Source organism: Pedobacter aquatilis (assembly GCF_030409415.1).
Classification (GTDB): domain Bacteria; phylum Bacteroidota; class Bacteroidia; order Sphingobacteriales; family Sphingobacteriaceae; genus Pedobacter; species Pedobacter aquatilis.
The window spans coordinates 37,030-50,075 of sequence record NZ_JAUFPW010000005.1 but is presented as its reverse complement, the minus strand read 5'-3'; the positions used below and the strand labels follow the sequence as shown (position 1 = coordinate 50,075).

11 protein-coding genes are annotated in these 13,046 nt (G+C 35.3%); 3 read left to right on the top strand and 8 right to left on the bottom strand.

The genetic code is table 11. From position 1 onward, the window contains the following. Nucleotides 1–115: 115 nt before the first annotated feature. From QWY86_RS01055 to accD, 4 genes are all read right to left on the bottom strand, one after another. Nucleotides 116–1,663, bottom strand: coding sequence for a M20/M25/M40 family metallo-hydrolase (locus tag QWY86_RS01055; protein WP_290237737.1), 1,548 nt, complete (start codon nt 1,661–1,663; stop codon nt 116–118). A gap of 120 nt (nt 1,664–1,783) precedes the next feature. Continuing rightward, nucleotides 1,784–2,239 carry a YciI family protein gene (locus tag QWY86_RS01050; RefSeq protein ID WP_290237734.1) on the bottom strand — a complete coding sequence of 152 codons (456 nt, stop codon included), beginning with the start codon at nt 2,237–2,239 and terminating at the stop codon, nt 1,784–1,786. A 10-nt stretch (nt 2,240–2,249) separates the two neighbouring features. After that, nucleotides 2,250–2,696 (bottom strand): nuclear transport factor 2 family protein, encoded by a 447-nt coding sequence (locus QWY86_RS01045; protein ID WP_290237732.1) that lies wholly within the window; start codon nt 2,694–2,696, stop codon nt 2,250–2,252. A gap of 182 nt (nt 2,697–2,878) precedes the next feature. After that, on the bottom strand, nt 2,879–3,724 hold the full coding sequence (gene accD, locus QWY86_RS01040; protein ID WP_290237730.1) for an acetyl-CoA carboxylase, carboxyltransferase subunit beta: 846 nt from the start codon (nt 3,722–3,724) through the stop codon (nt 2,879–2,881). 446 nt (nt 3,725–4,170) lie between these two features. On the opposite strand from accD, the gene fbaA reads away from it, so the two are divergent. The 3 genes from fbaA to QWY86_RS01025 all read left to right on the top strand — a co-directional run bounded on the left by fbaA (nt 4,171) and on the right by QWY86_RS01025 (nt 6,301). Further along, nucleotides 4,171–5,250, top strand: a complete 1,080-nt coding sequence (gene fbaA, locus QWY86_RS01035) for a class II fructose-bisphosphate aldolase (RefSeq protein ID WP_290237728.1) — start codon at nt 4,171–4,173, stop codon at nt 5,248–5,250. Between the two features lie 146 nt (nt 5,251–5,396). After that, nucleotides 5,397–5,879: a low affinity iron permease family protein gene (locus tag QWY86_RS01030; RefSeq protein ID WP_290237725.1), complete on the top strand. Its 483-nt coding sequence runs from the start codon at nt 5,397–5,399 to the stop codon at nt 5,877–5,879. Further along, entirely contained in the window at nt 5,879–6,301 is a 423-nt protein-coding gene (locus tag QWY86_RS01025) for a GNAT family N-acetyltransferase (protein ID WP_290237723.1), read from the top strand. The genes QWY86_RS01030 and QWY86_RS01025 overlap by 1 nt, the downstream gene beginning before the upstream one ends. Before the next feature lie 180 nt (nt 6,302–6,481). On the opposite strand, the gene QWY86_RS01020 is transcribed toward QWY86_RS01025, so the two are convergent. The 4 genes from QWY86_RS01020 to QWY86_RS01005 all read right to left on the bottom strand — a co-directional run bounded on the left by QWY86_RS01020 (nt 6,482) and on the right by QWY86_RS01005 (nt 13,036). Next, nucleotides 6,482–7,345, bottom strand: a complete 864-nt coding sequence (locus QWY86_RS01020) for a hydroxymethylglutaryl-CoA lyase (RefSeq protein WP_353958886.1) — start codon at nt 7,343–7,345, stop codon at nt 6,482–6,484. Nucleotides 7,346–7,523: 178 nt separating this feature from the next. After that, a complete protein-coding gene (locus QWY86_RS01015; protein WP_290237721.1) occupies nt 7,524–8,840 on the bottom strand; it encodes an NAD(P)/FAD-dependent oxidoreductase in 1,317 nt (438 codons plus the stop codon). A gap of 299 nt (nt 8,841–9,139) precedes the next feature. Beyond that, a complete protein-coding gene (gene secDF / locus QWY86_RS01010) occupies nt 9,140–12,115 on the bottom strand; it encodes a protein translocase subunit SecDF (RefSeq protein ID WP_290237719.1) in 2,976 nt (991 codons plus the stop codon). A gap of 414 nt (nt 12,116–12,529) precedes the next feature. Next, nucleotides 12,530–13,036: a dihydrofolate reductase gene (locus QWY86_RS01005; protein WP_290237717.1), complete on the bottom strand. Its 507-nt coding sequence runs from the start codon at nt 13,034–13,036 to the stop codon at nt 12,530–12,532. Between the last annotated feature and the right edge of the window lie 10 nt (nt 13,037–13,046).

The following is a 13,046-nucleotide window of genomic DNA, read 5'->3' as shown; positions in this document are numbered from 1 at the left end:
TTAAAAAGGATTTCCACTTTATCGGGTTTATTAAACTTCCGTTTGTACAAAGCATGTAGCACAAAAAAAGAGCATCTGTTTCCAAATGCTCTTTCTAAATATCTTTTAATTTTATTTACAAACCGCCTTTTCTATTAGCTTTACTTTGAACAGGCCAGGTTGCTTGTTTGCCTGTTCTTTCATTTACAGGCAAATCAGTCGATTTTTCTGTTGAAGTTTTTTCAGGGTCTTCGCAAGCCATATAAACCATAATTGCTGCTAAAATCACATTGCTTCTAATTTCGTCAAAAACTAATTTATCATAGCTATCGCGGTTAGTATGCCAAGTATAAGTTCCATAATCCCAACTAGTAGAGCTTAAAGAATAACCCAATGCACCAGCGGCTACAAAAGATGCAAAATCAGAACCACCAGCACCCGGAGTACCTGGGAAACTTGTTTTAATTTGGTTTTTAATTGTATCAGGAACTGCAGCTAACCAACGTGTAATGTAATCTTTAGATTTTGCAAAACCTTGTCCGCCAATGTTTACCACACGCCCTGTGCCATTATCCTGGTTGAATAATGCCTGCAAATTGCCTACAATTTCCGGATGGTCTTCAACAAATGCTTTAGAGCCGTTTAAGCCTTGTTCTTCACTTCCCCAATGTCCAACTAAAATTGTACGTTTAGGGTTTGGATAAAACTTTTTCAAAATGCGCATCGCTTCCATCATCATAATGGTTCCAGAACCATTATCAGTTGCACCACTAGCGCCATCCCACGAATCGAAGTGCGCAGAAAGCATTACATATTCTTTTGGTTTTTGTTTTCCTTTTATTTCTGCAATTGTATTAAATGTTGGTACAACACCGTGCTCTTTTGATTCAGATTCGATTTTTAAGATTGGTTTGTTACCACTTTTTACTAAGCGATAAACTAAACCATAATCTTCAACAGATAAATCCAACGTTGGGATTTTAGTCGTATTTGCTCCAAAAATTTTATCTACACCAAAACCTTGCGACCAGTTATTGATAATAATACCTGCTGCGCCATTACTTTCGATAGCTAGAGCTAAATTTTTAGCATTTAAGCCAGTTTTCGCAATACCTGCGTTCCATGCTCTTAAAGCTTCAGCTTTTTCTTTTTTAAACTTCTCGAATAAATCTTTAGTCGCAAATTCTTCCCAGTTTTTTTCTGGGCGACCAGAAAGTTGGTTCATTGAAATTAAAACCAATTTGCCTTTAACATTAGGTAACCATTGTTGAAAGGAAACTGAATCGGTGATTGCAGGAAGTACAATTGCTTCTGCGTTAATTGCTTTTCCGTTAGTTGACGGACTCCAAGCTAACTGTGTGCCTTCTAAAGTTCTTAAACGTGGGCTAACTAAGTCAATATGTGTGATTCCTCTTTCCCAGCCACGCCATTCGCCCCATTTTTCGTTTTTAGCAGAAATGCCCCATTCGCCATATTTTTTTACCGCCCAATCGTTTGCTTGTTTCATCTGCGGCGAACCAACTAATCGCGGTCCAACAACATCTAAAAGCTCGTGTGCTAATTTTTCTAGCTGTGAGTTTTCACTAACTTCTTTAACAATATTATCGATAACTTTTTTGTCTTGAGCAAAAGCAAAAGATGAAGTAAAGAGCAGTAGGGTAGGAAATAGTAGTTTTTTATTCATAATTAAGTTTAGCTGAATTGATAAGCTAAATTAATTAAATAATACTTTTCGATGTGATGTTAATGGAAATGTTGCAGTCTTTTTGGTGTTTAAAAACTAACTGTTGCGCTTCCATAGCACTTAAAAGCTTTTCCTCTGGATTTTATCATGAAATGGCAAATATTCTGATAATGCTGCAGATCCGTACCAATTGTAAAATTCGGCATCAAGCACTTTGGCTTTAATTGCAGGATCACTTTCTAAAAGTTTTTTTGCTTCATCAATTGACTTAGTATTAAGAATAAAAATTCCACGATAACTTTTATCATTTTTACCCATTGGTCCAGCGATAACTAATTTATTTGCTCTAACCATTTTATCCATGTTTACCATATGTCCGGCAAATAAACTATCAGTTTTGGCTTTAGTTTCTGATATGTTTGGTCCTGTTTTTAGCATAACTAAAACGTACATTTTCATGCCATAATCATCAGAGCCGAGTTTGTTTGCAAGCTTTTCATCATATTTTGATTTTTCTTGTCCTTGCGAAAAAAGTGCAAAACTCAATAGTAAGATTGCCAAGATTAATTTTTTCATTTGACTGTCTTTAATGTTGTTTAACATCATTATATTCCCACAACACATTTATAATTTTCCATATTCCATTTAGTTTCACAAGGTGCGTGTAATCAATCCATTCGTCTGCGATTAGTTTAATTGATGCGGTTCGCTCAGAAATATCTAATAATTTAATTTCTTTCTTAGGATTAGATGGAAATTTATCTCCTTTCTTATTAAAGCTTTCAGCAAGTAAGATCATCGATTCTGTAGATGTTTCCCTAACATAATCTTTATTTGTAGCCTTATCCTTCCAAAAAGTTCGTTTAACCATTCTTGGGTGTAATGCACGTTCCATTCTAGATGAATTTGGCTGATGCTGAGATTCGATATAGTCTAAAGCAGCCTGTTTAATTGCTAAGGTATCTTGCTTGCTTTGCGATACTGCAACTTTACTAATGATAAGTAAAAACACACAGATAAAGAAGTGTCTCATTGTTTGGTTAGTTTGATACTTAAAGATATAAAATTTATATAGCTTATAGCTGTAAGAACTTAAATGTTTATTGTCGCAATAAAACAAAAAGCAGGACTGAATCAACCGAGGTTATTCAAGTCCTGCTTTTCAAATTTCAATTATCAATTGAACAATTAAAACAATTGAGCAATTAATAAAAATTAGTTATTCATCATTTTAATAAAAGCACCTAATTTTGCTTTCATTGCTCTTCTATCTACGATAAAATCAAGGAAACCATGTTCTAAAACAAATTCAGAAGTTTGGAAACCTTTTGGTAAATCTTTTTTAATGGTTTCTTTAATTACGCGTGGACCAGCAAAGCCGATTAACGCTCCTGGTTCTGCAATGTTAATATCGCCAAGCATTGCATACGAAGCTGTAACACCGCCAGTTGTAGGGTCGGTAAGTAAAGAAATATATGGGATTTTTGCCTGACTTAACAAAGCAAGTTTTGCTGAAGTTTTAGCCATTTGCATTAACGAAAATGCAGCTTCCATCATACGGGCACCACCAGATTTTGAAATCATCAGAAATGGAATTTTATGTTTGATGGAATAATCTATAGAACGTGCAATTTTCTCGCCAACAACCGAACCCATAGAACCACCAATAAACGCAAAATCCATACAGGCAATAACAATATCCTGGCCCTCAATTTTACCAACACCCGCTCTGATTGCATCTTTTAAGCCGGTTTTTGCCTGGCTTTCTTTAATCCTATCGGTGTAAGGTTTATTATCGTTAAAGTTTAATGGGTCGCCAGATGTTAGGTTTGCAAAAAGCTCTTTGAATTCGTTGTTATCAAATAAAACTTCAAAATATTCTTTTGAACCTACTCTCAAGTGGTAATCGCAGTAGTGGCAAACGTATTTGTTTTCCTGTAATTCTGCCTGATGTAGCGGTTTTTTGCAATTCGGACACTTATTCCACACGCCATCTGGTGCCTCTTTCTTCTCTTCGGTTGTGGTAATGATACCTTTGTTTTCTCTCTTAAACCAAGCCATATAATTTTTTAAAGAATTGGATTGCAAAGAAACGAAAAATAATATTAAGATTGTGAATTACCAATAACCAAATTGAAAAAGCACTAAAAAACAAATTTCAATGACCAATACCAGTGAGGTGAAATTTTTAATAATCAAATTTCAATTATCAAACTTAGTTGATGCCTTCCTTAGTTCGACAATTGATTAGTGAAAATTGAAAATTCTCAACAGTGTAAAAAGGGACTACTATTCATTTATTAAAACTTGTTTGGCGTTTTATATAGCTTGAAAATTGAATATTGGAATTTGAAATTTTCTGCTAGTGTGTGTTTTTTACACTAAGGATAATGTGTTTTTTACACTAAACGCCCTCTATTTGGTTGTGAGGCAAATAATTCTGTTGTTACAAAAGCTTGTAATGTTATTTTTTTTTATAACTTCGGACAAATAAAAATTAACAAGAGATGAGTTTAAAAGGCTACAAAGGCGTAATTTACGGAGATGCCGTTCAAGAATTATTTGAGCAGGCTAAAAAACACCAGTTTGCTTTACCAGCAGTTAACGTAACTGGTACTAACACGGTTAATGCGGTATTGGAAACTGCTAAGGCAGTAAATTCGCCAGTTATGATTCAATTATCTAATGGTGGTGCACAGTTTTATGCTGGTAAATCTTTAGATAATGACAAATTGCAAGCATGTATTTTAGGTGCTGTATCGGCAGCTAAGCATGTGCATTTATTGGCAGAACATTATGGTGTTGCTGTGGTTTTACATACAGACCACGCCGCTAAAAAATTATTGCCATGGATTGATGGCCTTTTAGACCACGGTGAAAAATTCTTCGCTGAAACAGGCAAGCCATTATTTTCTTCACATATGTTAGATTTATCCGAAGAATCTATCGAAGAAAACATGGAAATTTCTTCGAAATATTTTGCCCGTATGGCGAAAATGAATATGACTATCGAAATTGAACTTGGTGTTACAGGTGGTGAAGAAGATGGTGTAGATAACAGTGATGTAGATAGCTCGAAATTATATACTCAACCGAGTGAGGTTGCATATGCTTATGATGAGTTAAGCAAAATTTCTCCTCGTTTTACAGTTGCGGCTGCTTTTGGTAACGTTCATGGTGTGTATAAACCAGGTAACGTTAAATTACAGCCAGTTATCTTAAAAAATTCTCAAGATTTTATCAAAGAAAAATATAGCTTAACTGCAGAGAAACCAATTAATTTTGTTTTCCACGGTGGTTCTGGTTCTTCTCAGGAAGAGATTAGAGAAGCAATTTCTTACGGTGCTATTAAAATGAACATTGATACTGATATGCAGTGGGCATTTTGGGAAGGTATTTTAGATTACTACAAACAAAACGAAGCTTATCTTCAAGGTCAAATCGGTAACCCGGATGGCGATGATAAACCGAACAAAAAATATTACGACCCACGTGTTTGGTTACGCAAAGCAGAAGAAGCATTCGTTAAGCGTTTAACTTTAGCTTTCGAAGATTTGAATTGCATCAACGCAAACGATAAATTGTAAGACATTGGAATGTTAAAATGTTGAATGTTGTAAAGTTGCAACTTTCCAACTTTTAAACTTTTCAATTAAATAAACAAAGCGCCAGCGGATAAAACCGATGGCGCTTTTGTTTGTTTTATAGCTATATTTAATCAAACTAAAATGCGATGACAAAATCTAAGACCAAATCAAAGAATAATAACTTTTTTGAAAAATTTGCTAACGCCGCAACCAAGTTTACCGGTAGTTCTGCCGCATTTATTTCAGCAACTGCGATTGTGGTAATTTGGGCAATAAGTGGTCCGTTATTTAATTATTCTGAAACTTGGCAATTGGTTATTAATACCGGGACAACTATCATCACATTTTTAATGGTTTTTTTAATTCAAAAAGCACAAAATAAAGATGGCAAAGCAATTCAGTTGAAATTAAACGAATTAATTGCTGCACAGCAGGGCGCAAGTAATAGAATGGTTGATATTGAAGATTTAAGCGAGAAGGAATTAGACCAGTTACATAAATTTTACGTTACTATTGCCGCACTTGCAAAAAAAGAGGCCGATATTCATTGTTCGCATTCCATTGATGTGGCGAAGGAATTAAACGAGCTGAAACTGAAAACGAATAAACATTTTAAAAACGATAAATAATGAGTTTACTAGTTCAAAAAGTTATACATCCCGAAGATTTAGATAAAGTATTTGCCATCCGCAAAGTTGTATTTGTAGATGAACAAAATTGTCCACCTGAATTGGAATGGGAGCATGAAGACGAATCCATTCATTTCTTAGCTTCGCACAATGGGCAGCCTTGTGGTGCTTGTCGTTGGCGTAAAACGGATGCAGGTTATAAATTAGAGCGTTTTGCCGTGCTTAAAGAGTTTAGAGGAATGGGTGTAGGGCGTGCATTAATAGCCGAAGCACTTTCTGACTTGCCAGAAAATGCAAATTATATTTATCTGAATTCGCAACTCGATGCGATGAGTTTATACGCTAAATTTGGCTTTATTGCTGAAGGAGAGCAGTTTGAAGAAGCTGGTATTCAGCATTTTAAAATGGTTAAGGAAGTTTAGTTTTTTGCCACGGAAGCACGAAAGTCACGGAATTTTTAAGATTATTACTATTTGATTAGTTATTAGTTAAATTTCCAGTCATTGCGAGGTATGAAGTAATTTAATCATAAGAGATTGCTAGCCCGAAATATCGGGACAAGCTGTACTTCGCAATGACGATTTTACGAATGAAACAAAAAACTACCCGAATATCCTACCCGATAAAGCCATCGCTTGATTCCATTTATCCATATTTAGATTTAGACTTTCTCCTTTCGAATTTAAAAAGCTAATAACATCTTCGGTTGCAATGTTTCCTGTTAAATCATCGGCCGCCATAGGGCAACCACCAAAGCCTTTTAAAGCAGCATCAATTCGTTTTACACCTGAGTGATATGCAGCCTCAATTTTTTCAAAACGTTCAGTAGGAGTGGAATGCAAATGAACACCAATTTCTGTACGGTTAAATCTCGATATGAGCCTTGGTAAAATGTTTTCAATCTTTTCAGGGGTAGAAACTCCAACAGTATCAGCTAAAGAAAGAATTTTAACGCCTTTGTCAACTAAAACATCCGCCCATTTTTCTACTATTTCGTAATTCCATTCATCACCATAAGGATTTCCAAATCCCATTGATAAATAAACTACGGCATTTTTGTTGTTTTTATCACAAAGTGAAAGCATTTCCTCAACAGTCATCAAAGATTGAGTAATGCTTGAATTCGTATTACGCTGTTGAAAGGTTTCTGATATAGAGAAAGGAAATCCAAGATAAGTTATTTCTTCATGCTGAACAGCGTTCTGTACACCTTTTAAATTAGCTACAATAGCTAAGAGTTTAGTTTCCGTTTTGCTTAAGTCTAAACTGGCTAAAACCTCTGTGGTATCGGCCATTTGCGGAATCGCTTTCGGCGATACAAAACTTCCAAAATCTAAGGTATCAAAGCCAACCTGAAGCAATAAATTTAAATATTCCGATTTAAGTTCTGTTGGCACAAAATCATGTAATCCCTGCATAGCATCCCGCGGACATTCGACTAATTTGAATCTATTTTGGCTCATCATATTTTGGTTATAAAACGCAATTGCGGAAAGTTTTTTTGCAAAGAAAAGAAGTTTCAAGAAAATAATTAATGAAGAATTGCGAATTTCCAATAAACAATTATCAAGCAAACCATAATCTTGTTCTCGAATTTACACTAATAACTAATAACTAATAACTAATGACTAATGAACAACTGAACTAATGAACCTCTTTCACCTCTTCTCTATAATCTACGCTTCTATCTTTGGCAAAAGTTCTGATGATTAATCTTGTACCTCTATCGTAGCTAAAATAACTCCAAACCCAGTTTACAAACACAATTATCTTGTTTCTAAAGCCAACCAAGGTCATTAAATGGACAAACATCCAAGTGAACCAAGCGAAAACCCCTTGAAACCGTATTTTACCGATATCTACAACTGCTTTATTTCTACCAACAGTTGCCATCGAGCCTTTATCGAAGTATTTAAACTTTTCTAAAGGTTTATTTTCTTTAATATTAATTAGGTTCTTAGCTAATTGATGTCCTTGTTGAATGGCTGCAGGCGCTACACCCGGATGTCCATTTGGCGTATCCTCATCAATAATTGCAGCCACATCACCAATTGCATAAATATTTTGATAACCCACAATTAAACTTTGTGTATCAGTTTTTAAGCGACCGCCACGAACAATTTCGGCCTTATCTAAGCCATTAATTATTTGTCCTTTTACACCAGCGCTCCAGATTACGGTAGAGCTTAAAATTGGGGCTTTATCTTGTAAAGTCAAGGTGTGTCCATCGTAACCTAAAACCCTGGTTTCGTTCATTACCTGAACGCCCATTTTAACTAAGAACTCCTTTGACTTTTGTTGTGCTTGTGGCGACATTGGTCCTAATAACTCTGGAGAATTTTCAATTAGGTAAATGTTAACCTTACTTAAATCCATTTCTGGATAATCATTTGGAATGACATGTTTTTTGAGCTCTGCAATTGCGCCAGAGGTTTCTACGCCTGTTGGACCTCCACCAACCACAACAAAATTTAGTAGGGCACTTTTTTTATCAAAATCAGTTTCAATCAACGATTTTTCAAAGTTCTGCAAAATCAAACTTCTTAAATCCAAAGCCTCTGGAATAGATTTCATTGGCATTGAATTTTCCTCAATTTCTTTATTACCAAAGAAGTTGCTAGTAGAGCCAGTTGCAATCACAAGATAATCGTAACTGATTCTTCCAATATCCGTCTGTAGGCAATTTTGTTCTGCATTTACTTCTTGCACTTTGGTTACTCTGAAAATCAGGTTTTTTTGTCCTTTAAATATTTTACGCAGAGGAAATGCAATAGAATCGGCCTCCAAACCACCCGTTGCTACCTGATAAAGTAATGGTTGAAAGGTATGGTAGTTATGTTTATCCAACATCACAACTTGAAAAGGCTTATTTTTTAGTCGTTTAGCAAGCTCAATTCCGCCGAAACCACCGCCAACAATCACTACTCTAGGGTATTCACTTTTAGGAAGCTGTAAATCCATTTTATCTGCATTTTTTATATGTGTAAACTTAACAAAAACATAGCCAAAAGGTTTAGTAACTTAAACTTTCAACAATTATTGAAAGTAAAATAACTTTAATATGACCGTTGGGTTTCCTTGATATGAAGTCCGTCATTTCGATCGTAGTGTAGAAATCTTCGAATTGGTATTTTTGCTTCAAAGATTTCTCTGTTCCGCTGCGCTCCAGTCGAAATGACGGACGCAGAATTTAAAAATTAAACAAAAAAAACGCCCCGATAAAATCGGAGCGTTTGATATATTTTAAGATTTATAGAATCTTATTTTCTTTTTTCCGCAGAGCTACCCAAATCGATTACGATAGGCGTAGAGATACATAATGATGAATATGTACCAATTACCCGTCCGATTAACAATGCGAAGATGAATCCGCGGATGCTATCGCCACCGAAAATGAAGATTACTAATAATACGAAGAATACAGTTAATGAAGTCAAAATTGTACGACTTAATGTGCTGTTTAATGCGAAGTTGATAAGTTGATTACGTTCTTCGCCATGTAAATCTTCTTTACCAGCTTCTTTTAAACGCTCACGAATACGGTCGAATACAACAACAGTTTCTGTCATGGTGTAACCCATTACCGTTAAAATAGCAGCGATAAAATCCTGACCAATCTCTAAAGAGAATGGTAATAAACCATCTAAAATGGTGTAGAAAGATAATACCATTAAAACGTCATGCGCTAATGCAAGTACCGCACCTAAACCGTATTGCCATTTTTTGAAACGTACAACGATGTAGATAAACATGAATACACATGAAATTAAAACTGCGTAGAAAGCACCATTAACAATATCGCTTGCGATAATCGGCGTTACTTTTTGCGAGCTTACAATTTCGTATTTAGAACCAGCTAAACCTTTGTTTAAAGCATCTTCTACAACCTTATCCGTTTTAGGATCTTGATCTTCAATGTGGAAAGTAGTAGTGATTTTAACCTGGCTATCTTCTCCAGCAGTTTTAACCTCTGGTGTTTCGTTACCGAAAACAGGAGATAATGTGCTTTTCAAATCTTCAGTGTTAACCGTTTTATCGAAATGAACTAAGTAAGTTCTACCACCTTTAAAATCGACACCTAAATTTAAGCCACCATTTTTGAAGTACATTCCAATACCTGCAACGATAATGATTGTTGAGATGATGTAGTAAATTTTACGACGACCAACAAAGTTGAATGCTAAGTTTTTGAATGCATTACGGGTAAAGTTGTTATCAAAACTGATTTCCATTTTACGATCTAACATCGCATCGAAAACTACTCTTGAAATTGCAACAGCAGCAAATAACGAAGAAAGAATACCAATACACAGTGTAGTTGCAAAACCTTGAACCGGACCACTACCGAAAGCATATAGAATGGCACCTAAAATAAATACAGTAATGTTTGCATCTAAAATAGATGGCATTGCATGTTTAAAGCCTTCTTTAATTGCAGTTGGGATATTTTTACCCAAAGCTAATTCTTCACGTACACGTTCGAAAATCAGGATGTTTGCATCAACAGATAAACCGATGGTTAAAACGATACCAGCAATACCAGGTAAGGTTAATACCGCACCTAATGATACCAAAATACCAATGATGAAGAATAAGTTGATTAATAAAGCAAAGTTAGCAACCCAACCTGCACGGTGATAATATAACGCCATGAAGATTAAGATTACAATAAACGCAATTACAAAAGAGATTAAACCATCGTGAATGGCTTGTGCTCCTAAAGTTGGACCAACAATGAAGCTACCAGCAATACGAGCTGGAGCAGGTAATTTACCAGCTTTTAAGATGTTCGATAAATCTTTAGTATCTTCTTGTGTAAAGTTACCAGAGATTGAAGAAACACCATTTGGAATTTCATTTTGTACTGTTGGAGCAGAATAAACCTGATTATCTAAAACAATTGCAATAGATTTTTTATTCTGAGCATCAGCAGAAGCTTCAGCAGTAATTTTTTTCCATTTCGCAGCACCTTCGCTGGTCATGTACATGGTTACTTCTGGTTTACCTTTTTGGTCAAAATCGTTACGAGAATCGCTAACCGCTTCACCACCTAAATCAGGTTTACCATCAGCACTTGTAACTTTAATTGCATAAAGTTCGAATACTTTAGAACCTTCCATTGGTTTAACACTCCACATAAACTTCATAGAAGAAGGAATAGAAGCAGCAACCTCAGGTAATTTGAAATATGAATTTACTTTTGCAGTATCTTTTTGCGCAACCCAACCAACAACTGGTCCTGGGCGTAAAGAAGGCTGGCCATTTTCTGCCTGATAAGTAGGAATACTTAAAACCGAGAATAATGGATTAGATTTTGCAAGTTCTGCTTTAGCAGCTGTTGAATCTTTTTTAGCTAAGCCAGCTAATTTACCACCTTTTGCAGTATCAGCAGCTTTTTCTAAGCCAGCTAATTTACTTCCAGTTGCAGCAGCAGCTGTGGTATCTTTAGTAGCTGGAGCAGTTTCTTTTAAAGTTGATGCTAAAGTTTTGTTAATGTTTTCAAGCAAAGAAACAACTTCCTGAATTTGATAAACTTGCCAAAACTGTAATTCAGCAGAACCTTGTAATAATTTATAAACACGTTCTTTATCCTGAATACCCGGCATTTCAATTAAAATGCGGTTTGTTCCAGGTTGTTTTTGCATGTTCGGACTAACAACACCGAAACCATCAATACGAGAACGTAAAATTGTAAATGAACGGTCAATCGCACTTTCAGCCTCTTTCGATAAGAAAGATTGAACTTCTGAGTTAGATGCGTTTGGCTTCAAAAGTGAAGCATTATCTTGATTTGAGAAATAATCTGCAAGTTTAACACCAGGACTTAATTTTTCAAACTCATCAACAAAAATTTTGATGTAATCCTTACCGCCTGCGTTTAATTGGGTTTGCGCATTTTGTAATGCTTTGTTAAAATTAGCATCTGTTGTGTTATCTGCTAACGATTTAACTAATTCCGCTAACGATATTTCCATCGTAACGTTCATACCACCTTTTAAATCCAGACCTAAATTGATCTCTTTCGATTTAACAGCCTGATAAGTAAAGCCCAATAACGGGTAAACTTTTTCAGTGCTCATCGAATCTAAATAAGCCTTTTCCTTGGCTACATCACCTTTCGCATAGTTTTTGGCGTCTTTCTCTACACTAGATGCTACCAGAGTAAAAGAAAGGGCATACGCACAAACGATAGCTAGAACTATCGCTATAAACTTAATAAAACCTTTTCCTTGCATTGTTTGTTTAAAATAATTTGTCTTTCGCTGTTTTTTTAACAAGTCGGCAAATCTAATTAAATTTTTAAATTATAGAACCCCTTAATTGATAATTTATTAAGATTAATTTTTAACATAGATTAATCGCAATACAATCGTTACGTTAAACTCGTTTTTAATAAAAATTAGTTGGTTAGATTTATTTGGAAAGCAATTGCAGCAACTTTTGGCTTGGGTTCCGTCCCGCTATCGTTTCAATCTTTTTTGTTATGGTCAGACTGAGCTTATCGAAGACGGTAACAAAAAAGTATTTCCACTGTATCGGGTTTAAGGGGCAAAGTATGTGAAAATATATATGGTTTCCGTCATTACGTGGCACTAAGCAATCTCTTATAATATAATTGCCGTTGGTTTCAACCAACGGATAATAGGTAGCTATTTCTTGCGTTCTAAAACCTCAAAAGTGTAATCGTATTTATTCTTTTCGTCCGCGTGGTGTGGTTCAGCGCTAATTAAATTCCACTCATTCCTATTAATCTCCGGAAAAAAAGTATCTGCATCGAAAGTATTGTGAATGGTAGTTAAATATAAGGTATCTGTTTTTGGTAAAGCTTGACGGTAAATTTCTGCTCCACCAACTATAAACACAGGTTTTTCCTCATTTTGAGTAATCTCCAAAGCTTTATCCAAACTATTTACAACTTCAACACCATCAATTTTTAATTCAGTATCTCTTGTTATCACGATGTTTCTTCGGTTTGGCAATGGCCTGCCGACAGAATCAAAAGTTTTACGTCCCATAATAATGGTATGGCCCGAAGTGGTTTGTTTAAAAAACTTTAAATCAGCAGGCATGTGCCATAAAAGCTGGTTATTTTTACCGATTTCAAAATTTTCGCCAACGGCAACGGCTATGGAAAGATTTCTTGGTTCACTTGTCATTAGTTCAATA